Origin of the sequence: Streptomyces sp. NPDC008079, assembly GCF_042957385.1 — a bacterium.
GTDB lineage: Bacteria > Actinomycetota > Actinomycetes > Streptomycetales > Streptomycetaceae > Actinacidiphila.
Genome location: NZ_JBIBIC010000008.1, coordinates 54639 through 75513, shown reverse-complemented (window position 1 = coordinate 75513; position 20875 = coordinate 54639). Strand labels below are relative to the sequence as shown.

Sequence of the window (20875 nt, the reverse complement as noted above, 5' to 3'; positions counted from 1 at the left end):
GTGGGCACGGCCGGGAACGCGACCGGCGGACGCGGCTGGGAACGCGCCCGGCGGACACAACGAAGCGGCTCCCCTGCCAGGCCGGGCAGGGGAGCCGCTTTCAGGAGAACCGCCGTGCGGTCAGCGCCAGTTGGACACGTTCACGTTCTCCAGGATGCCGAGCGCGTCGGGCACCAGGACGGCCGCGGAGAAGTACGTGCTGACGAGGTAGCTGATGATCGCCTTGTCGTCGATACCCATGAAACGGACGTTGAGCCCCGGCTCGTACTCGTCGGGCAGCCCGGTCTGGTTGAGACCGATGACGCCCTGATTGTCCTCGCCGCTGCGGACCGCGATGATCGCGCTGGTACGAGCGGTGCTGACCGGGATCTTGTTGCAGCTCAGGATGGGCACACCGCGCCAGCCGGGAACGGTGTGGCCGTGCACCTCCACCGGGTCGGGGTAGAGGCCCGCCCTGGTGCACTCGCGGCCGAAGGCGGCGATGGCCCGCGGGTGGGCGAGGAAGAACTTGGTGCCGCGGCGCCTGCTGAGCAGCTCGTCGAGGTCGTCGGGGAGCGGCGGGCCCGCGTGCGGCTGGATGCGCTGGTCGTAGTCCGCGTTGTGCAGCAGCCCGAACTCGGGGTTGTTGATCAGCTCGTGTTCCTGGCGCTCGCGCAACGCCTCGACGGTGAGCTTGAGTTGCTGCTCGGTCTGGTTCATCGGCTCGTTGTAGAGGTCCGCGACACGGCTGTGGACGCGCAGCACGGTCTGGGCGACGCTCAGCTCGTACTCGCGCGGCTTGACCTCGTAGTCGACGTAGGTGCCGGGCAGCGCTTCCTCGCCCTTGTGGCCCGACGCCAGCTCGATCGCGGCCTCACCGCGCTTGTTGACCCGCTGCCGCGGGATCGCGCGGTGCGCCTCCAGGTGTGTGCGCAGCGCCTCTGACTGTCCGAGCAGCGGTTCGAGCTCCTGCCGGGGCAGGGCCAGCACCGTGGTGACGGTGGCCGCGCGGGCCGTGTACTCCCACTCGCCGTCGGCGCCGAGCAGCGCCTGGTCGCCGAAGTGGTCGCCGTCTGCGAGGACTCCGAGCCGGGTCGGCTCGCCGTACGACCCCTCGCCGAGCTTCTCGACCTTGCCGTGCGCCAGCAGATAGACGGTGTCCGCGGGCGTCCCGGCTTCGGCGATGACCTCGCCCGGCGCGAATTCACGCTGGACGAAACGGTCCGCCAGCGCGGTCAGCGCGCCGACGTCGTTGAACGATCGCAGTGCGGCCAGCTCGCCCAGCTCCTGCGGGATCACCCGGACCTCGGACCCCGTCTTCACGAAGGTCACGCGCCCGTCGCCGACCGAGTAGCTCAGCCGGCGGTTCACCCGGTACGTGCCCGCGTTGACCTGCACCCAGGGCAGTACGCGCAGCAGCCACCGGGAGGAAATGCCCTGCATCTGCGGGGCGGACTTGGTGGTCGTCGCCAGATTCCTGGCGGCCGACGTGTCCAGACTCGTACGCGCCTGGTCGTCGTGCGGATTGCCGAGTGCGGTGTCCTGGCCCGCATCAACCGACATGTGCTGTCCTTCCCGTAAGCGGGTGATACGGCCTCATTCTTTCCGTGACGCAGAGTGCTGCCTATTGCCGAAACGAGTGAGAATACTTTCCGAAAATCCGGATCGCGGCTTTTGGTGGGGCGCACAGGGCGCGCGACCCCGCGCGCGCTCGAACCCGTGTGCGTCAGGGGGGAGTTCGGGGGCAACCGGTGGGTGGGGACGCCACCCGGCGCCGCCGCACCGCACGAGCACCGCCGGCCCCGAGGGCCGGCTTACAGGAGGTCCGGGATGTTCGCCGCAATCGGGGCAGTCATCTTCGCCATCGCGTACATCATCAACGCCACGAGCACGAGCACGGACGCGGGCTTCACGCCGATCAGTCTGCTGCTCGCGGGACTGGTCTTCGTCGCACTGCACCTGGCGGGCGTCGGATCGGGCTGGGCGGTCCCCAGCAGACGGCGTCGTCGCCGCTGACCGGGTGCGGGACCGCACCCGAGGTGAGGCGGCGGCCACGCGGCGGTCAGGAACCACCGCTCGCGGAGGCCGCGGCGGCTACAGCGCCTCGACGACCGAGCCGCGGTCCGGGGGCGTCACCTGCGGCGGGATGGTGAGCGGCACGGCGGCCAGCGCCGCGGCCAGCGCGCTGCGGCGCTCCCGGCGGAAGACGTACGCGGCGAAGGCGCCGGCGCCCAGCAGCGCGACGAACGACATCAGGGTGCCGAGCCAGCTCGCGCCCAGCCACTTGCCGCCGATCCAGCCGAGTCCGACGCTGTACGTCGCCCAGGCGACCCCGGCCAGCGCCGACCAGGGCAGGAACTCGCGCGGGCTGCGGCGGGCGGCGCCCGCGCCCAGGCTGACCACACTGCGGCCGGCCGGTGCGAAGCGGGCGAGGATCACCAGGGCGCCGCCGCCCTGGTGCAGTACCTGTCCGAGCCGTTCGTGCGCGCCCGCCAGGCGCCGCGAGGACGCCACTCTCCGGTCGAACCAGTCCCCGCCGCGGAAGGCCAGCCGGTACGCCAGCAGGTCGCCGAGGCAGGACGCGACGGCGGCGCACACCAGCAGCGCGAAGACGTCGAGCATGTCGTCGCGTGAGCTGGCGGTCCCGGCGGTGGCGGCACTGATCACCAGCACACCGCTCGGCAGCACCGGCACGAAGACGTCGAGGATCACGGAACTCGCCACGAGCACGTAGATCCAGGGCCAGTCGAAAAGGGAGCCCAGGCCTTGCAGCACCGCGCCTCCTCGTCCTTGGCCGAATTCGTACCCGTGGAGCGCCCGTCTGATGCCGGGCACCTCGTACTTGCCGTGCTGTCCGGCTCTCCGTCGGCGTTCCGCCTCGTCGAACCGGGTCCTGAAGGGGTGCTGTCCGGTGGTCGAAGATCTTCATCCACCGTCAGCCGTACAGCGTACGCCAAGGGGCACCGCCGGAACCGGCGAGGGCACGTGACGTAGTAGACATCACTACGAGAATACTTTCCGCCGGGACCGTTCATCGCTGATCAGAGAACTGATCGGAAATCCGTACGATCCGCGCGGGAATCGGCGGGGGCGCCGGGCGGGCGCCCGCCTACAGTGACGCTGTGGCTTCCGCACCCGCTCCTCCAGTGTCCACCCACGAGACGCTGTCCACGTCGCTGGCCTCGAATTCCTCCCTGCTGCCGGTCGACAAGACCCTCGGCTTCGTTCTCGCCGCGCTGCTCGTGGCGGCCGCCGGGGTCGCCGCGTACGCCAGGCTCGCCGACGAGCACGACAACTACGCGCGCGGCATCGCCCTGGCGGGCCTCAGGGCGGCCGTACAGCTCGCGGTGGTCGCCGCCCTCATCGGCTGGGTCGTCAAGCACCAGGCGGCGCTGCTGGGCTTCGTGGCGCTGATGTTCGCGGTCGCGTCGCGGACCGCGGGGCGCCGGATCACCCGCAACCGCACCTGGTGGTGGGCCGCGGTGCCCGTCGCGGCGGGCGCGCTGCCGGTGGTCGTCGTGCTCGTGCTGACCGGTCTGGTGCCGATCGACGGGATCGCGCTCATCCCCGTGGCCGGAATCCTCATCGGCGGCGCGCTCACCGCCACCGTGCTCGGCGGGCGGCGCGCCCTGGAGGAGCTGAAGCTGCGCGCGGGCGAGGTGGAGGCCGCGATGGCGCTGGGCTTCTCCGACCGCGACGCGCGCCTGGAGATCGCCAGACCGGCGGCCTCCGGGGCGCTGGTCCCCGGACTCGACCAGACCAGGACGGTGGGCCTGGTGACCCTGCCCGGCGCCTTCGTGGGCATGCTGCTGGGCGGCGCGAGCCCCGTGTCGGCCGGTGCCGTGCAGTTCTTCGTCCTCATCGCGCTGATGGCCGTCCAGGCGGTCGCGGTCTCCGTCGTCCTGGAACTGGTCGCGCGGGGCCGCATCACCCGCGTTCCGGCCCTGTGACCGGGCCTTCGGGCCGGGGGACCTGGCCCCGCGACCTCGCGGTGCGGTACCCCGTTCGGGCGTCGCGTAGACTCGTCGGAGCAGAAGGGGAGTAGCTCTTCGCCGGACCGTCGACATACTGCTCAGTTCAGCCGCAGTTCGCTGTTCTGAGCCGGCGCCCGGAGGCGGATGTGCCGCGCGATGCGCGTACAGCCCGCCAGCGAGACCTTCGGCCGCAGTGTTCCGACGCTGCCGTGCCGAAGCGATCTCAGATACGGCTTGACGTTCCCCTGGATCTCTCGGTGCGGCGCCCGACCGATTGAGGACCAGACCCCGTGCTCAGCCTGACCGTCATCGCCGTCGTCTTCGGCGTGATCTTCCTTGCCGAACTCCCCGACAAGACCGCGCTCGCCGGGCTCATGCTCGGCACCCGCTACCGCGCCTCGTACGTCTTCGTGGGCGTCGCCGCCGCCTTCGTCGTCCACGTCGCCCTCGCCATCGCCGCGGGCAGTCTGCTCACCCTGCTGCCGCACCGCTGGGTCCAGGGCGTGGTCGGACTGCTCTTCCTCGGCGGCGCGGCCATGCTGCTCTTCTCCAAGGGCGACGACGAGGAGGAGGTGCGCGAGCCCGCCAACCAGAGCTTCTGGAAGGTCTCGGGCACCGGCTTCATGCTCATCCTGGTCGCCGAATTCGGTGACCTCACGCAGATCATGACCGCCAACCTCGCCGCCCGCTACGACGACCCGGTCTCGGTCGGCATCGGCGCCGTCCTCGGCCTGTGGGCGGTCGCGGCCCTGGGCATCTTCGGCGGGCGGCTGCTCATGAAGCGGGTGCCGCTGGCGCTGATCACGAAGATCGCGGCAGCTGTGATGGTGGTGCTCGCCGGATTCAGCCTGTACGAAGCCGCCGCGGGCTGACGATTCCGCGGGTCCGTACGGCACGGCGGGCCGGACCCTGAAGAGGGTCCGGCCCGTTCGTTTTCACGCGGCCCCGTACGGCCCTACGGCTCGTGCGTGCGTGCGTCTCGGCTGTGCGTCCTGTCCGTACGTCGCGTCCGTACGTCTCAGTCGACGACGATACGGAGGCCGCCGTCCGCGACGGCCTCGACCCGCACCCGCTCCAGTGAGTCGACGTGCGCGGTGGGCGCGTGGACCGCGGCGCGCGGGCCGACGCCGATCACGCGCATTCCGGCGGCCCGCGCCGCCGCGATGCCGACCTCGGCGTCCTCGAACACCACGCAGTCCTCGGGCGCGAAGCCCAGCTCCGCCGCGCCCTTCAGAAAGCCCTCGGGGTCCGGCTTGCTCGCGCTCACCCGCTCCGCGGTCACCATGACGGGCGGCAGCGGCAGGCCCGCGGCGGCCATCCTGGTCGTGGCCAGTTCCTCGCTCGCCGAGGTCACCAGCGCGTGCGGGCGGCCGTCGAGCGAGGCCAGGAAGGCGGTGGCACCGGGCACCTGCACGACACCGTCGGTGTCGGCGGTCTCCTCGGCGAGCATCAGCGCGTTCTCCGCGTAGTTCTCTGCCATCGGGCGGTCGGGGAGCAGGACGGCCATCGTCGCGTGGCCCTGGCGGCCGTGCACGACCTTCAGCACCGCGTCGGCGTCCAGGCCGTGGCGGCCGGCCCAGGCGCGCCAGCAGCGCTCCACGACGGCGTCCGAATTCACCAGCGTTCCGTCCATGTCCAGCAGCAGGGCTTTCGCGGAGAGGACGGGCATGTTCTGGGGCTCCTCGGCACATCGGTGATCAACGGCAACGTGGTTCCGCCCGCCGGTCAGGGAAGCGGGCGGAACCACTTTGTTCCCTCACGGTACAAAAGTGGGGCGCTCAGCGCCAGTCCCCCTGGTCCACGTACTGCAACAGGCCCCATGTGAAGTGCGCGACCACCCTCGCGCCGCCGCCGGGCGGTGTCAGCGCCACGCGGGTACGGCTCGGCGCGTCCGGCGGCAGCGGTTCCGCGGGCGGGAAGGCCCTGGCCGCGTCGTCCACCGTGCACGACCACGGCGTCAGGTCGGCCACCTCCCGCAGCCTTGGCGCGGGCGCTTCCGGGGCCCGTACGAGCCACTCGTTCCACACCGCCGAGCCGCCGCCCGGTGCGCACAGCACCTCGAATCTCAGGTCCGGCCACAGGGGCGTCGGCCAGCGCAGGGCCCGGCACGTCAGGTCGCCGATCCGCCGCTCCTCCTCCGTCTCCGGGGGGCCCAGCGCCGTCCTGTACCTCCGCTCATCGGTCGGGAACGTGCGCGAGTGGACTCTCGCCTGCCACCTCTTGTGCGCCTCGCGTGCCTGGGCGTGTGTCGCTCCCAGCGACCGGAGCGCCTCGTCCACCAATTCCGGTTGGTGGTCCGCCATTCTTCGCAGCAGCACCAGCTGGAACTCCGCGACCCCGAACGCCTGCGTGACCATCCCTCGACCCTAGAACCTCCACCCTCCCGGCGGGGCGCCGCCCGCGGGAGCCTGCGCGGGTAACCCACCACCGGCCGGTGGTCCGGGGACAACCGGTCTGCCCCGCTGGGGCGGGTGGTGTCGTGCGGGAGCGTCGTGGCTGGTGGCGCAGTTCCCCGCGCCCCTTTGAAGATCGGCTCGCCGTCCGGGCGAAAGGCGGTGCGCCCCGTCAGGGGCGCGGGGAACGGCGCGGGTAACCCACCACCGGCCGGTGGTCCGGGGACACCCGGTCTGCCCCGCTGGGGCGGGTGGTGACGTGCGGGAGCGTCGTGGCTTGTCGCGCAGTTCCCCGCGCCCCTAAAAACCAGGTCCTCCCGCAGCCTGGGCGAAAGAGGTGCGCCCCGTCAGGGGCGCGGGGAACGGCGCGGCCAGCCCCCACCGGCCGGTGGTCCGGGGACAACTGGATTGCCCCGCTGGGGCGGGTGGTGTCGTGCGGGAGCGTCGTGGCTGGGCGCGCCCACGCGGCGGCAGCCGCAGATTAAACACAGTCCCGCGCCCCTGAAAAGCAGGCCCTGCGCCAGCGCGGCGCACACGCTGGGGCGGGTGGTGTCGTGCGGGAGCGTCGGGGCGGAGCCCGGGGTCTTGCGGGGGCGCCCGACTTTCGGAAAGCGGCGCTAGCTGGTTTGGTGTTCGAGGGTGGTGCGGGTTTGGGGGCCGTAGACGCCGATGGGGTCGCCGCGGACGCCGTACCAGATCTGGAACATGGCGACGGCCTCGCGAACCCCTTGGTCGTAGGAGCCGTTGACGTGGCCGTGGTAGACCCACACGTCGCGGAGCCGCTGCTGGAGATCGGAGACGGCGGCGCCGGTGTCGCCGAGCTGGAGGATCTTGGAGGCGGGGGAGGTCGGGGTGACGGGGGGCGTGGTGGGGGCCGGGTCGGCCGGCGCGGTGGGGGCGGACGGCGTGGAGCCGGTCGTGGCGGGCGCGGCGGGGGCCGACGGCGTGGAGCCGGTGGCGGCGGGAGCCGTCGTAGATGGGGACGGCGGCGCCGTGGCGGTCTCGGGCACCACCGGCGCGGCGGAGGTCGTGGTCGGCGCGGGCGTGTGGCGCGGGGCGCCGACGGCCACGGTGCCCACGACGGCGGTGGACTCCGTCGGCAGCTCGACGTCCGGCATCGAGGACGTCCGGTCCGGCGGCAGCGCCCGGTCGGTGCGCGGCTCGTCGCCCATGACCTGTCCGGTGACGGCGACGGCGCCCGCGGCCAGCGCGGAGGCGGCGACCGCGGCCGCGGCCACCACCAGGCCCCGTCTGCGGCGCCGGTGCCTGCCCCGGTCCTGGTACAGCCCGGTCCCGGCCGCCGCCCCGGCGAACGCGGCCGGGGTCCCGGCCTCGGCGTCCCCCCGCGGCGCGTACTCCACGCCGGAGTACAGCGCGGCGAACAGCCCGACATCGGCGGTCTCGGGACCGCCGTCGCCGGGCGCCAGCAGTGGCCGTACGGTCGTCTCGCCCGCCTCGCCGTCCGGCTCGGCGACGTAGGGGCGCATCCGCAGCGGGTGGAAGCCCTCGGTGGCGGCGAGCGCGGCGGCCCGCGCGGCGGAACGCTCCGCCGCCCGCGTCTCCCCGCCCTCGTCCTGCTCGCCGGGGAGGCCGGGCGGGCCCAGCTCGGCCGAGTCGTCCCAGGTGACCAGGGCCCCCGGCGGCACCAGCTCGCTCGGCGGCGGCGTCGGCGGCCGCGGGGCGGTCACCTCGGGCGAAGCGTGCGGCACCCCGGGCACGACCGGTATCCCCGCCGAGGACGCCTCGGCGTCCACCTCGCGGGCAGCGTCCGGCTGCGGCGCCACTGGTTCCCCTCCCGGCCGTCGTTCGCATTTCGCATATTCGCAAAGACGTGCCGATTATGCCGACCTCCGGCGGCGAGCGCAGCCCGCTGACCGCACAAGTGGGCGAGTATCGGAGGCCAAAGTCGTACAAATGGTGGGAATATAAGGTTCCGACCGTCGGGGGATGACGCGAGGAGCCGTTCCATGGCCCAGGACACCACGACCGCCGCGGGCCCGGCGGCGGCAGAGCCGGGGCAGCACCAGGACAAGCGAGCGGTGCGGATCGCGATCAGCGCCCTGGCGCTCGGCATGCTGCTGGCCGCCCTCGACCAGACCATCGTGTCCACCGCGCTGCCCACGATCGTCAGCGAACTGGGCGGCATCGACCACTTGTCGTGGGTGGTGACGGCCTATCTGCTGGCGTCGACCGCGGCCACCCCGCTGTGGGGCAAGCTCGGCGACATGTACGGCAGGAAGCGGCTCTTCCAGACCGTCATCGTGATCTTCCTGATCGGCTCCGTGCTCTGCGGAATCGCCCAGAACATGGGCGAGTTGATCGCCTTCCGGGCCCTCCAGGGCCTGGGCGGCGGCGGGTTGATCGTGCTGTCGATGGCCATCGTCGGCGACATCGTGCCGCCGCGCGACCGCGGTCGCTACCAGGGCGTGTTCGGCGGGGTGTTCGGCGCGGCGAGCGTCCTCGGGCCGCTGCTGGGCGGGGTGTTCACCGAGCAGCTCTCCTGGCGCTGGGTGTTCTACATCAACCTCCCCATCGGGATCATCGCGCTCGCCGTGATCGCCGCGGTGCTGCACATCCCGGTCCGCCGTACGGCGCACCGGATCGACTACCTCGGCATGGCGGTGATCGCCGCAGCGGCGACCTGCCTGGTGCTGATGACCTCGCTCGGCGGCACCACCTGGGCGTGGAGTTCGGCCGGGATCATCGGCCTCGCGGTCGCCGGAGTCGTCCTCATCGCGCTGTTCGTGGCGATCGAGCGCCGCGCGCAGGAGCCGGTGCTGCCGCCGAAGCTGTTCCGCAACCGTACGTTCCTGCTCTGCTCGGTGATCTCCTTCATCATCGGCTTCGCGATGTTCGGCGCGATGACGTTCCTGCCGACCTTCCTCCAGGTCGTGCACGGCTTCTCGCCCACGCTGTCCGGCGTGCACATGATCCCGATGGTGATCGGCATGCTGCTGTCGTCCACGGTGTCGGGACAGATCGTCAGCCGCACCGGCCACTACAAGGTCTTCCCGATCGCGGGCACCGGCGTCATCGCCGTCGGACTCGTCCTGCTGCACACCCTGGACGAGACGACCAGCACCTGGGTGATGAGCCTGTACTTCCTGGTCTTCGGCCTCGGTCTCGGCCTGGTGATGCAGGTGCTGGTGCTGGCCGTGCAGAACGCCGTCGGGTACGAGGACCTGGGCTCGGCCACCTCGGGCGCCACCTTCTTCCGCTCCATCGGCGCGTCCTTCGGCGTCTCGCTGTTCGGCACGATCTTCGCCAACCGCCTCTCCGACGAGCTGACATCGGCCTTCGCGGGCAAGTCGCTGCCCGCCGGGGTCAATCCGGCGCAGTTCCAGGCCGACCCGACGGCGGTCGGCAAGCTGCCCGCGGCCGTCAAGGGGCCCGTGCTGCACGCGTATTCGAACTCGATCACCACCGTCTTCCTGTGGGCGGTGCCGATCGTGCTGGTCGGCTTCCTGCTGGCGTGGCTGCTCAAGGAGCAGCCGCTGCGGGGCACGGTGACCGTGCCGGACGCCAGCGAGACGCTCGGCACCAACCCGGTGGAGCGGTCCTCGCTCGACGAGATCGCCCGCTGCCTTTCGCTGCTCGGCAGCCGGGAAGCCCGCCGCGACCTCTACACCCGGATCACCGGTCTGGCCGGGCTCGACATCCACCCCGCCACGAGCTGGCTGCTGTTGCGGCTGGCCCACGACGGCGAGGGCGACCCGGTCGAGCTGGCCGCCCGTACCACCGTGCCCGCCGAGGTCATCGAGGCGGCGGCCGACGAGTCGCTGTCCCGCGGCTTCGCCGTACGCGACGGCGGTCCGCTGGTCCTCACCGCGTCCGGACACGCGCTGGCCGGACGCCTGACCGAGGCGCGGCGCACGGTCCTCGCCGATCTGCTCGGCGACTGGGACCCGGCCGCCCACGCCGACCTGGCCGCCCTGGTCACGAAGCTGAGCGGCGAACTGTGCGGCGGCGACGGGGACCGCCCCGAGGGCCGTACGCGGCACCAGCCGGCGGCCGGCCGTACGCCTCCGGCCTGAGGGTTCGAGCCCGTCGTCCTGAAGCCGTCCGTTTGCGGTGCCTGGCAGTGGCAAGCCGAGCAGGGAGAGAACGTCACTGTCTGACGACCCGTAGGAACGGGAGGCACGCCATGTCCACCGGAGCGACTGTAGCCATCGTCGTAGTGGCGCTGATTGTCCTGGCGCTGATCGCGACCCTGGTGATGAGGGGCGACGGTACGGGAGGTGTGGGTTCGGGAGCGCGGCTGAAGCATCGCTTCGGACCCGAGTACGACCGCGTGCTCGAACGGCACGACGGCGATGTGAAGGCCACCCGGGCGGAACTCGCCGAGCGGGTCAAGCGCCACGGCGACCTCGAACTGCGACCCGTCTCCGAGCAGGAGCGGGAGCGGTACACCGCCGCTTGGACCGCGCTCCAGGCGCGGTTCGTGGACGAGCCCGTCGCGGCGGTCGGCCAAGCCGACGCGCTGATCGGCGAGATCGCCGCCGACCGGGGCTTCCCGGCCGCGCGGGAGCCGGAGCACTTCGACGCGCTGTCCGTCCACCACCCGCACGCGGTGCACGGTTACCGCCAGGCCCACACGCTGGTCGACTCCGTAGGGGCCCCCGGTTCCGCGGCGCCGCAGAAGCGGCAGTCCACGGAAGACCTGCGCAAGGCGCTGCTGGGCGCGCGAGGGCTCTTCGACGAGCTGATGACCGAGAGCGCGCGCGGAACGAAGAACACCACGGAGCGGGCTGACGAGGCCGACGAGCCCGTCGTGGAGCACGACGCCGCGGCCGACGAGGACGCGAAGGCGGGCGGTCGGCGCGGTGCGCTCGGCGGCCGGTTCGCGGCCCTTAGCGGCGGGCGGCGGGAGCACGACGACGCGGACGAACGTCTGTGACGTTCGGCTGGGCGCCGCTCGACCCCCCAAGCGGGGTGCACCACCCTGCGCCGGCCGGACGAGTCGGCTCAGCAGGACCACGGACAGGGAGATGAAGCGATGAGTGACCGCGACACCGAGAAGACCGGTACCGACCGGGCCGAGGCCGAGAAGACCGAGGCGGAGAAGGCCGCGACCGGCACCGACAGGAACGGCACGGACCGCAGCAGCGCCGACCGGACCGGCACGGAGCGCAACGGCACGGACAGGATCGGGTCCGGCAAGACCCGGACGACCACGTACGGGACCGGGAGCGGGACCGGCACTGGGACCGGGTCCGAGTCCGAGGCCGACAAGGCCGAGACCGGCACCGGGAGCCGGGCCGCCTCCAAGGCGTCGTCCGGGACCGACCGGCCCGGCAGACTGGACAGGTCCGAGTTCTCCGAACAGCGGGAGAAGGAGCCCGAAGCGGCTTCCTCCACCGGCTCGGGCACGTCGGCCCGTTGGACCTCGGGGGCCTCCAAGTCCTCCGAGACCGCTGAGGCCGCCGAAACCGCTGAGGCTGCCGGGACCTCCGGCTCCGACACCGGGCGGGCGACGACCGGCACGGGTACGGGTACCAGCGCGAGCACGTCCGTACCGGCGCCGCGTACGCCCGCCGAGTCGACGACCGGGACCACCGCGACCGAGCCGGAGGCCGAGCGCACGTCCGGTCCCGGCACCGGGACCTCGGCGTTCGCCACCAAGCCCGGCACCGCCTCCGAGACGGAGACCACGGCCACGCGTACGGACACGTCCACGCCCGCGTCCATACGTACGGACACCTCCACGCCTGAGTCCGCACGTACGGACACGTCCGCACACACGGACACGTCCACGACCGCGACGGACAGCACGTCCGGAGCGGCCGACGGCGGGGCCGAGGAAGTGGACCGGCTGAGCCGACGGATGGACCGCGCGGTCGGCGGCTTCGTGGACGACCCGAAGCGCGCCGTGCGCGAGGCGGACGCCGTACTGGACGAGGCCGCGGCGCGGCTGACCCGGTTGCTGGAGGAGCGGCGCACCGCGCTGCGCGGGTCGTGGCACGGTGACGACGGAAGCGACGGCACCGGGACCGAGGAGTTGCGGATCGCGCTCACCAAGTACCGCGACATGACACGGCAGTTGCTGACGACCGGCATCTGACGCCGGAGCCGGAGCCGGAGCCGGACCGGACCGCGCGCGGGCGCAGGCGCGCGGCCGACGGCTGACGACAGCGGACGGACGGGGGCTCTCACCTACGGTGAGGGCCCCCGTAGTCGACTCGCAGTTCCTTGACCCCGTTGATCCACGCCGAGCGCAGCCGCCGCGGGTCGCCGAGCAGCCGGATGTCCGGCAGATTGTCGGCGATGGCGTTGAACATCAGGTTGATCTCCAGCTTGGCGAGATTCGCGCCGAGGCAGTAGTGCGGGCCCCCGCCGCCGTACCCGAGGTGCGGGTTGGGATCGCGCAGGATGTCGAACGTGCCCGGGCCGTCGAAGACTTCGGGGTCGTTGTTGGCGGAGGAGTAGAACATCCCCACCCGGTCGCCCGCCTTGATCTTCGCGCCGCCGAGTTCGGTGTCCCGGGTGGCGGTGCGCTGGAAGGACACGATCGGGGTGGCCCAGCGGACGATCTCGTCCGATGTCGTGTCCGGGCGCCGCTCCTTGAACAGTTCCCACTGCTCGGGGTGGGTCAGGAACGCGTGCATGCCGTGGGTGATGGCGTTGCGCGTCGTCTCGTTGCCCGCGACGGTCAGCACGAGCACGAAGAAGCCGAACTCGTCGGAGGTCAGGCTGCCTTCGTCGGACGCGGCGACGAGTTTGCTGACGATGTCGGCGGCCGGGCACTGCTTGCGGGCGGCGGCCATGTTCATCGCGTAGGAGATCAGCTCCATCGCCGACTCGGCGCCGATCTCCTCGGTGATGGCGAGTTCCGGGTCGTCGTACGCGGCCATCTTGTTCGACCAGTCGAAGAGCTTGAGCCGGTCGTCCTGCGGCACGCCGATGAGTTCGGCGATGGCCTGGAGCGGGAGTTCGCACGCGACGTCGGTGACGAAGTTCCCCCGGCCCGCCTCCGCCGCGCCGGTCACGATCCGCTGGGCGCGGGCCCGCAGCGCGTCCTCCAGGGCCCGTATCGCCCGCGGGGTGAAGCCGCGCTGGACGATCTGCCGCAGCCGGGTGTGCTCGGGCGGGTCCATGTTGAGCATGATGAAGCGCTGCACGTCGATCTGGTCGCGGCTGATCCGGTCGTTGAAGCGGATGATCGCGGTGTTGGTGTACGAGGAGAAGACCTCCGGGTTGGTCGACACCGCCTTGACGTCCGCGTGCCGGGTCACCACCCAGTAGCCGTCGTCTCCGAAACCCGCGGTGTTGTGCGGCTGGGCGTTCCACCACACCGGGGCGGTCCGCCGGAGTTCGGCCAGTTCCGGGAGGGGGACGCGGTCCTGGTAGACGTCCGGATCGGTGAAGTCGAAGCCTTCGGGAAGCGCGGGACAGGGCATCGGCACTCCAGGTCTGACGTGTCATAAGTTGTCTGACGGTCCATCAGATATACGACCGAAGGTAGTAACGAGTTCCACAAGTCGCAAGGGCCGCGGGCGTGTGGATCACGTACGGGAACGACGTGGGCCGTGCGCGACTCTTGCGCGCGCCGTACCGCGGGTAATAAGACTGCGGGAAGAACTAGAACGCGTACTAGTTTAGTTGAGAAGAGGACGAGCTTCATGGCCGCTGAACCCGTCATCGTCGAAGCCGTACGCACCCCGATCGGCAAGCGCGGCGGCGCGCTCGCCAACCTCCACCCCGCCTATCTGCTCGGCGAGACCTACCGCGAACTGCTCGGCCGCACCGGCATCCAGGCCGACGCCGTCGAGCAGATCGTCGGCGGCACCGTCACCCACGCCGGGGAACAGTCCATGAACCCCGCGCGCAACGCCTGGCTCGCCGTCGGCCTGCCCTACGAGACCGCCGCGACCACCGTCGACTGCCAGTGCGGGTCCTCGCAGCAGGCCAACCACATGGTGGCCAACATGGTCGCCGCGGGCGTCATCGACATCGGCATCGGCTGCGGAGTCGAGGCCATGTCGCGGGTGCCGCTGGGCAGCGGCTCCAAGCACGGGCCCGGCAAGCCGTTCCCCGACGAGTGGAACGTCGACCTGCCCAACCAGTTCGAGGCCGCCGAACGGATCGCCCGCCGCCGCGGACTCACCCGCGAGCACGTCGACCGGCTCGGCCTCATCTCGCAGGAACGCGCCGCCCGCGCCTGGGCCGAGGAGCGCTTCAAGCGCGAGACCTTCGCCGTCCAGGTGCCCACCACCGAGGACGAGCAGCACGCCGGGCTCGGCATGTGGCGGCTGGTCGACCGCGACCAGGGCCCGCGCGACACCACCATGGACGGGCTCGCCGGGCTCAAGCCCGTCATGCCCACCGCCGTCCACACCGCGGGGAACTCCTCGCAGATCTCCGACGGCGCCTCCGCCGTGATGTGGGCCTCCAAGAAGATGGCCCGCGCCCTGCACCTGCGCCCCCGCGCCCGGATCGTCGCCCAGGCCCTGGTCGGCTCCGACCCGCACTTCCACCTCGACGGACCCGTCGACGCCACTCGCGCCGTCCTCGGCAAGGCCGGGATGACGCTGCGGGACATCGACGTCGTGGAGATCAACGAAGCCTTCGCCTCCGTCGTCCTGTCCTGGGCCCAGGTCTTCGACCAGGACCTCGAAAAGGTCAACGTCAACGGCGGCGCCATCGCGCTCGGCCACCCCGTCGGCGCCACCGGCGCCCGGCTGATCACCACCGCGCTGCACGAACTGGAGCGCGCCGACAAGGAGTTCGCCCTGATCACGATGTGCGCGGGCGGCGCGCTCGCCACGGGCACGATCATCCAGCGGCTGTGAAGCACCGCCCGGACGAGCCCCGCGCGGGGGTCAGCGCTGCCTGCGGCCCTTGCGGCCGCTGAGCAGGAAGCCCACGCCGACGCTCGCGACGAAGAAGATGCTGACGATCAGCCACGTACTGGTGCCCGCCGATCCGCCGTCCTTCTTCGTGTCGCCGGTCGGGCTGGGCGAGGCCGTCGCGCTCGCCGCCGTCACGCGCGACCGCGTGTCGGGCGACGCGGCGACGGCGGACGGCGCCGCCGTCAGGGCGGCCAGTGCCAGGACGGCGACGGTGGCCACGGTGGTGGCGCGGCGGCGCAGGAGCATGAGGAACACCCTAACGTCCCGGTGCCGCGCTATACGGCCCGGTACGTCACCGGGTCGGACCCCGGCACGGGCTCGGCGCGCCCCGCCTTGGTCAGCCGCCGCAGATGCGCCTCGGTCTCGGAGACGGCGATGGTCCGCGAGGACGCGGGGATGCGCGACCAGGGACGGTTCCAGGGCAGCGCCTCGGCGAGCTGCCAGGGGGTGCGGGGGCCGGGGGTGATGAGGGCGAGGAGCTCGGCCAGGCGCGCGGCGTGGTGCTCCAGGAGCTCGCCGACCCGGCCGGCCGCGCCCGCGAAGGCGTACTGGTGCGCCGGGAGCACCTGGGCGGGGGCCAGGCGGGCGATGCGTTCGAGCGAGTCGAGGTAGTCGCCGAGCGGGTCGGTCTCGACGACGGCGTCCGGGTCCTCGTACAGGCCGATGTGCGGCGAGATCTCCGGCAGGAGGTGGTCACCGGAGAACAGCCGGCGGCTCTCCTCCAGATACAGGCAGACGTGCCCCGGCGTGTGTCCTGGCGTCCACACCGCGCGCAGCCGGCGGCCCGCCAGCGGCAGCGGCTCGCCGGGGACGATCTCGCGGTCCGGCAGCGCGGGCGGCCGTCCCGGCAGCGCCTGCCCGCCGTACTCGCGCAGCGGCGCCAGGTGCTCCTCGGGCGCGCCCGCCGCCGCCAGCCGCGCCAGCAGGTACTCCACCCACACACCCGGCTCGGCCTCCCGCGTGCGCCGCACCACGTCGATGTCGGCCGCGTGCATCGCGATCCACGCCCCCGACGCCTCCCGCACCCGCGCGCTCAGCCCGTGGTGGTCGGGATGGTGGTGCGTCACCAGCACTCCCAGGACGTCACCCACCGACGTGCCCGCCTCCCGCAGCCCGCGCTTCAGCGCCGCGAACGAGTCCGGATGGTCCCACCCGCTGTCCACCAGCACCGGACCGTCGTCGGTGTCGAGCAGGTGCACCAGCGTGTACCCGAGCGGGTTGTCGGGAATCGGCACCGGCACGCTCCACACCCCGCCGCCGTGGTCGACCACCCGACCCCGGTCCTCCCGCCGGCCAGCCGTGCCGTGGTCCGCCATGGGATGGCTCCTCTCCGGCCGCCGCCGGGCGTGCCGCGTCCATTGCCCACTATAACGAGAACTGGTATCAGTTCTGACTGAGCGTCAGAAATGGTTCGAGCGGAGACAGCGAGAGCGGCGGAGGCGACAGCGATGAACGATCCCGGTCCTGGTTCCGACTTCATCGAGCACGGAAAGCTGTTCATCGGAGGGGCGTTCGTCGATCCGGCGGGGGACGGGGGGACGATCGAGGTCGTGTCGCCGCACACGGAGCGGGTGTTCGGACGGGTGCCGCACGCGTCGCGGGCGGATGTGGACCGGGCGGTGGCGGCGGCCCGCACCGCGTTCGACGAAGGGCCCTGGCCCCGCTCGACGTTGGCGGAACGGATCGAGGTCGTCGGCCGGATCAAGGACGCCGTCCTGGTCAGGCACGAGGAGATAGCCCGGCTGATCAGCCGGGAGAACGGCTCACCGGTCTCCTGGAGCGTCCTGGCCCAGGCGCTCGGCGCGATGATGGTCTGGGACGCCGCGATCACCGTGGCGCGCGACTTCCGTTACGAGGAGCGGCGGGCCGGAGCGCTCGGGCCGATCCTGGTACGGCGCGAGCCGGTCGGCGTCGTCGCGGCCGTGGTGCCGTGGAACGTACCGCAGTTCACGGCGGCGGCGAAGCTCGGGCCCGCGCTGCTCGCCGGGTGCACGGCGGTGCTCAAGCCGTCGCCGGAGTCGCCGCTCGACGCCTACCTGCTGGCGGAGATCGCGCGGGAGGCCGGGCTGCCGGACGGGGTGCTGAACATCGTGCCCGCCGGACGCGACGTCAGCGAGTACCTGGTCGGCCACCCCGGCGTGGACAAGGTGTCGTTCACCGGCTCGGTCGCGGCGGGCAAGCGGGTGATGGAGGTGGCCGCGCGCCATCTCACGCGCGTGACACTGGAGTTGGGCGGCAAGTCGGCGGCCGTGATCCTGCCGGACGCGGACCTGACGGCGGCCGTCGCCGGGATCGTGCCCAACGCGTGGATGAACAACGGCCAGGCGTGCGTGGCCCAGACCCGCGTCCTGGCCCCCCGTACCCACTACGACGAGATCGCCGAGCGGCTGGCGGCGGCGGCCTCCGCGCTGGTGGTCGGCGACCCGCTGGACCCGGCCACCGAGGTCGGCCCGCTGGTCGCGGAACGCCAGCGGCAGCGCTCCCTGGACTACATCGCGATCGGCCAGCGCGAGGGCGCCAAGGTGCTGACCGGCGGCGGCCGGCCGAGCGGCCTGGACACCGGCTGGTACGTCGAGCCGACGCTGTTCGGCGACGTCGCGCCGGGGATGCGGATCGCCCGCGAGGAGATCTTCGGCCCGGTGATCTGCCTGCTGCCGTACGACGACGAGGCCGACGCCGTACGCATCGCCAACGACTCCGACTACGGCCTGTCCGGCAGCGTGTGGACCTCCGACACCGAGCACGGCATCGACATCGCGCGCCAGGTGCGTACCGGCACGTACTCCGTCAACACCTTCAGCCTCGACATGCTCGGCCCCTTCGGCGGCTACAAGGACTCAGGTCTCGGGCGGGAGTTCGGGCCCGAGGGGTTCAGCGAGTACCTGGAGCACAAGATGATCCACCTCCCGGCCGACTACCCGGCCGCCCCGGCGCGGGAGGCCGCCGGGGCAGCGGGCACGGCGGGCGGCGCGGCGGGCGGCACCGACTGATGGGCGACCGCTGGCACGTGGACGTGGACCGCTCCGTCTGCATCGGCTCGGGACTGTGCGCGATCGGCGCCCCCGGCGCCTTCGTGCTGGGCGGCGTGCCCCGCCAGTCCCGCGCGGTGGAGGCGGAGGCGGACGCCTCGGAGGGCCTCCTCGCGGCGGCCGAGAGCTGCCCGGTGGAGGCCATCACCCTGACCGTGCAGGGGTCGGGAGAGCCGGTCTTCCCGCCGGAGGAGTGACCGGACGGACGGTGTGAACAGCCCGCCCGGCCGGAATCACCCGGCCGGGCTACCCGTCGTCACCCTTGCGGGCGGGGCCGCCGGGCCGCCGGGCCGGACTGGCCCGGACCGGGCGCGGCGGCCCGGAACCGTCCCCGCCTCACCCGCCGCGTTTGATGGCCCGCAGAAAGCGGGCCAGCGCGGTCGGCGTCGTACACAGCACGACCCCTGGGTCGTCGCTCTCGCGGAGCAGGACCGCGCCGCCGTCCTCGGCCAGCTCGACGCACTCGCCCTGTTCCTGCGAGTACGTGGACTTCTGCCAAACGAGCGGCGCGGGCGCGATCATCGGCGGGCCTTTCAGAGGTCTTGGGAGATGTCGCGGATGAAGTCCCGTGACCGGGACTGATCCAGCGCAACCTCCGCGAGAGTGTTGTAGAGCACGCGGTAATTGGACAGATGCGGTGCCGCGTGCAGAAAGCTGATGCCGTGTGCGGAGTCGATCTGAACGGTGTCGAGCGGCCGTACCGGACCGCTCGCGTAGAGCATCGCGTGGCCGGAACCTATGTGACCGTCCACCGCGAAGGGGATCACCCGCACGCTGATGTGCGGCAGATGGCTCAGCTCCTGGATGTGTTCGAGCTGGGCGCGCGCCACCTTCCCGCCGCCGAACCGCATACGCAGCGCGGCCTCGTGGATCAGCGCCTCGTAAGGCGGCGCCGTCTCCCGGTAGAGCACTCCCGAACGCTCCATGCGCTGGGCCACCCGCGCCTCCAGCTCGTTGTCCGGCAACGGCGGGATGGCGTAGCCGAAGACCGTACGGGTGTAGTCCTCGGTCTGGAACACACCCGGAATGTGGGTGATCTGGATGGTACGGAGCCGGGTGGCGTGGTGTTCGAGCTCGGCGATGTCCAGCAGCCCGGCCGGTACGACGCCGCGGTAGGTCTCCCACCAGCCCTTGCGGCCCTGGCTGTTGGCCATGACCACGAGCGCGTCGATCAGCGCGGTGTCGCCGCACTCGTAGAACGCCGCGAGTCTGCGTAACCGCTCCTCGCTCACGCCGAGCCGCCCGGCCTCGATGTGGCTCACCTTCGCCGGGTCGGTGCCGAGCAGCCGCGCGGTGTCCCGCGCGGTGATCGCTGCGGCTTCCCGCATTTTCCGTAGCTCCGCACCGAGGCGCTCCTGGCGGGCGGTTGCGGTGCTTCTGAGCGGCATGGTGTCCCTTCTGAATGGTGGTTCCGAGTCTGCCGTTCCGCTCACGCGGGGTCCAGATCGTTTCTGGAAATTTCGGAGACAAGGTTGCAGTGGGGCATTATTGCCCCATATGCTGCGCGCGCTTACGCGCACGCGGACAGTCAACTCCCTTGAGGTGTAAGTGTGTTGACCGGGTATCCGGTTACCGGCGATCCCGCTCCGACGGTACGACGGGCGACGGGTCGGCGAGGGCCCGGTGAAGTTCCCGTGAAGGGGTCGTGGGTCCCCGGTCGCCGGGCGGTGGCGGCCAGCCACGGTCGTGATCTTCGCCCGTGACCCTCGGCCGTGATCTTCGCCCGTGACCCTCGGCCGGGAGCGCGTCGGCCGCGCTCGCGCGGGCGCTACTCGGGGGACGTCAGGTCGATCAGACGGCAGACCGTCTGGATGTCGATCTTCACCTGGGCGATCGAGGCCCGGCCGGAGAGCCAGGTGACCAGCGCGGAGTGCCAGGTGTGCTCGATGACCCGGACGGCCGAGAGCTGCTCGGCCGTGGGGGGCGCGTCCAGGCCCATCGCGTCCAGGATGATCGCCGTGGTCAGCCGCGAGACGGTGTCGACCTCGGCGCTGACCGAACGGTCGGCGAAGGTGAGGGCGCGCACCATCGCGTCGGCCAGATGCGGCTCGCGCTGCATCGCGCGGAAGGCCCGCATCAAGGTCTCCGCGACCCGGTCGGCCGGCTCGGCCGCCACCGGGGGCCGCTTGCGCAGCGTCCCGTGCAACTGCCCGAGCTGGTCCTGCATGGTCGCGACCAGCAGATGGATCTTGGAGGGGAAGTAGCGGTAGAGCGTGCCGAGCGCGACGCCCGAGGTCTCGGCGACCTCCCGCATCTGCACGGCGTCGAAACCGCCCCGGCAGGCGAGCTGCGCGCTGGTGTGCAGGATGCGGCGGCGCCGGGCCTCCTGCCGCTCCGTCAGCGGCGGCGAGTGCGGCGCGGGGGAGTGCGGCGGTACGCGCGGGAGCGGCGGGCTGGACGGCTTGGAGTCAGTGCTCATGTGTCCCATCCCGTGCCGTTCCCGTACCCGTTTGCGTGCCGGTCCGCGGGCCGGTCGGCCCGTGCCGCCGGTGTCCCGCGCTGCGTGCATGATGGCAGGGCGGGTGACGTGGTGCGAGTCACCCTCGGCCCGCACCGGGCCCCGCCCCCGGCGGCGTGATCCGACCGTCCGGCGGCCGGTGGACTGGCTTTCTGTACCATCAAGTCTGAAACTTGTTCTAGATTAGCGCGAC

The 20875-nt window shown here is 72.0% G+C and carries 20 protein-coding genes; 9 read left to right on the top strand and 11 right to left on the bottom strand.

From position 1 onward, the window contains the following. Positions 1-120 precede the first annotated feature (120 nt). Entirely contained in the window at positions 121-1542 is a 1422-nt protein-coding gene (locus tag ACFZAM_RS18675; protein ID WP_355349985.1) for a family 2B encapsulin nanocompartment shell protein, read from the bottom strand. A gap of 267 nt (positions 1543-1809) precedes the next feature. Here ACFZAM_RS18675 and ACFZAM_RS18670 point away from each other — a divergent pair, with 267 nt between their 5' ends. Next, the gene (locus ACFZAM_RS18670; protein WP_188285091.1) at positions 1810-1995 is read left to right on the top strand and encodes a hypothetical protein; all 186 of its coding nucleotides are present in this window, start codon (positions 1810-1812) and stop codon (positions 1993-1995) included. Between the two features lie 78 nt (positions 1996-2073). On the opposite strand, the gene ACFZAM_RS18665 is transcribed toward ACFZAM_RS18670, so the two are convergent. Continuing rightward, on the bottom strand, positions 2074-2754 hold the full coding sequence (locus ACFZAM_RS18665) for a VTT domain-containing protein (RefSeq protein ID WP_355349989.1): 681 nt from the start codon (positions 2752-2754) through the stop codon (positions 2074-2076). A 401-nt stretch (positions 2755-3155) separates the two neighbouring features. On the opposite strand from ACFZAM_RS18665, the gene ACFZAM_RS18660 reads away from it, so the two are divergent. Beyond that, positions 3156-3929 (top strand): ABC transporter permease, encoded by a 774-nt coding sequence (locus ACFZAM_RS18660; RefSeq protein ID WP_355350004.1) that lies wholly within the window; start codon positions 3156-3158, stop codon positions 3927-3929. Between the two features lie 314 nt (positions 3930-4243). Further along, a complete protein-coding gene (locus ACFZAM_RS18655) occupies positions 4244-4825 on the top strand; it encodes a TMEM165/GDT1 family protein (protein ID WP_355349992.1) in 582 nt (193 codons plus the stop codon). A gap of 146 nt (positions 4826-4971) precedes the next feature. On the opposite strand, the gene ACFZAM_RS18650 is transcribed toward ACFZAM_RS18655, so the two are convergent. The 3 genes from ACFZAM_RS18650 to ACFZAM_RS18640 all read right to left on the bottom strand — a co-directional run bounded on the left by ACFZAM_RS18650 (position 4972) and on the right by ACFZAM_RS18640 (position 8130). Beyond that, complete coding sequence (locus tag ACFZAM_RS18650; protein ID WP_355349995.1) at positions 4972-5622, bottom strand: HAD-IA family hydrolase; 651 nt, start codon at positions 5620-5622, stop codon at positions 4972-4974. A gap of 109 nt (positions 5623-5731) precedes the next feature. Further along, positions 5732-6310, bottom strand: coding sequence for a hypothetical protein (locus ACFZAM_RS18645; RefSeq protein ID WP_391047321.1), 579 nt, complete (start codon positions 6308-6310; stop codon positions 5732-5734). Positions 6311-6963: 653 nt separating this feature from the next. Continuing rightward, on the bottom strand, positions 6964-8130 hold the full coding sequence (locus ACFZAM_RS18640; protein WP_391047319.1) for a peptidoglycan-binding protein: 1167 nt from the start codon (positions 8128-8130) through the stop codon (positions 6964-6966). Positions 8131-8313: 183 nt separating this feature from the next. Between ACFZAM_RS18640 and ACFZAM_RS18635 the strand changes: the two genes are divergently transcribed. The 3 genes from ACFZAM_RS18635 to ACFZAM_RS18625 all read left to right on the top strand — a co-directional run bounded on the left by ACFZAM_RS18635 (position 8314) and on the right by ACFZAM_RS18625 (position 12407). Next, positions 8314-10380 carry a DHA2 family efflux MFS transporter permease subunit gene (locus ACFZAM_RS18635; RefSeq protein WP_391047316.1) on the top strand — a complete coding sequence of 689 codons (2067 nt, stop codon included), beginning with the start codon at positions 8314-8316 and terminating at the stop codon, positions 10378-10380. Between the two features lie 110 nt (positions 10381-10490). After that, positions 10491-11243 carry a hypothetical protein gene (locus ACFZAM_RS18630; protein ID WP_355345432.1) on the top strand — a complete coding sequence of 251 codons (753 nt, stop codon included), beginning with the start codon at positions 10491-10493 and terminating at the stop codon, positions 11241-11243. A 99-nt stretch (positions 11244-11342) separates the two neighbouring features. Then, positions 11343-12407, top strand: coding sequence for a hypothetical protein (locus ACFZAM_RS18625; RefSeq protein WP_391047314.1), 1065 nt, complete (start codon positions 11343-11345; stop codon positions 12405-12407). Positions 12408-12495: 88 nt separating this feature from the next. Here ACFZAM_RS18625 and ACFZAM_RS18620 read toward each other — a convergent pair whose 3' ends face one another. Beyond that, complete coding sequence (locus tag ACFZAM_RS18620) at positions 12496-13743, bottom strand: cytochrome P450 (RefSeq protein ID WP_355345426.1); 1248 nt, start codon at positions 13741-13743, stop codon at positions 12496-12498. 222 nt (positions 13744-13965) lie between these two features. On the opposite strand from ACFZAM_RS18620, the gene ACFZAM_RS18615 reads away from it, so the two are divergent. Continuing rightward, positions 13966-15135: a steroid 3-ketoacyl-CoA thiolase gene (locus ACFZAM_RS18615; protein WP_355345423.1), complete on the top strand. Its 1170-nt coding sequence runs from the start codon at positions 13966-13968 to the stop codon at positions 15133-15135. A 30-nt stretch (positions 15136-15165) separates the two neighbouring features. Here the strand turns inward: ACFZAM_RS18615 and ACFZAM_RS18610 are convergent, their stop codons facing one another. Together ACFZAM_RS18610 and ACFZAM_RS18605 are read right to left on the bottom strand one after the other, a co-directional pair. Next, positions 15166-15441, bottom strand: coding sequence for a hypothetical protein (locus tag ACFZAM_RS18610; protein ID WP_391047311.1), 276 nt, complete (start codon positions 15439-15441; stop codon positions 15166-15168). A 29-nt stretch (positions 15442-15470) separates the two neighbouring features. Continuing rightward, positions 15471-16511 carry an MBL fold metallo-hydrolase gene (locus ACFZAM_RS18605; RefSeq protein ID WP_391047308.1) on the bottom strand — a complete coding sequence of 347 codons (1041 nt, stop codon included), beginning with the start codon at positions 16509-16511 and terminating at the stop codon, positions 15471-15473. A 132-nt stretch (positions 16512-16643) separates the two neighbouring features. Here ACFZAM_RS18605 and ACFZAM_RS18600 point away from each other — a divergent pair, with 132 nt between their 5' ends. Both ACFZAM_RS18600 and ACFZAM_RS18595 read left to right on the top strand, forming a co-directional pair. Continuing rightward, positions 16644-18185 (top strand): aldehyde dehydrogenase family protein, encoded by a 1542-nt coding sequence (locus ACFZAM_RS18600; protein WP_391047305.1) that lies wholly within the window; start codon positions 16644-16646, stop codon positions 18183-18185. Next, positions 18185-18421 (top strand): ferredoxin, encoded by a 237-nt coding sequence (locus ACFZAM_RS18595; RefSeq protein ID WP_355345411.1) that lies wholly within the window; start codon positions 18185-18187, stop codon positions 18419-18421. The genes ACFZAM_RS18600 and ACFZAM_RS18595 overlap by 1 nt, the downstream gene beginning before the upstream one ends. 139 nt (positions 18422-18560) lie before the next feature. On the opposite strand, the gene ACFZAM_RS18590 is transcribed toward ACFZAM_RS18595, so the two are convergent. The 3 genes from ACFZAM_RS18590 to ACFZAM_RS18580 form a co-directional block, all read right to left on the bottom strand. Beyond that, the gene (locus tag ACFZAM_RS18590; protein WP_188285067.1) at positions 18561-18746 is read right to left on the bottom strand and encodes a DUF397 domain-containing protein; all 186 of its coding nucleotides are present in this window, start codon (positions 18744-18746) and stop codon (positions 18561-18563) included. A gap of 11 nt (positions 18747-18757) precedes the next feature. Further along, complete coding sequence (locus ACFZAM_RS18585) at positions 18758-19612, bottom strand: helix-turn-helix transcriptional regulator (RefSeq protein WP_188285066.1); 855 nt, start codon at positions 19610-19612, stop codon at positions 18758-18760. Between the two features lie 380 nt (positions 19613-19992). Next, complete coding sequence (locus tag ACFZAM_RS18580) at positions 19993-20643, bottom strand: TetR family transcriptional regulator (protein WP_391047302.1); 651 nt, start codon at positions 20641-20643, stop codon at positions 19993-19995. Positions 20644-20875: the final 232 nt, after the last annotated feature.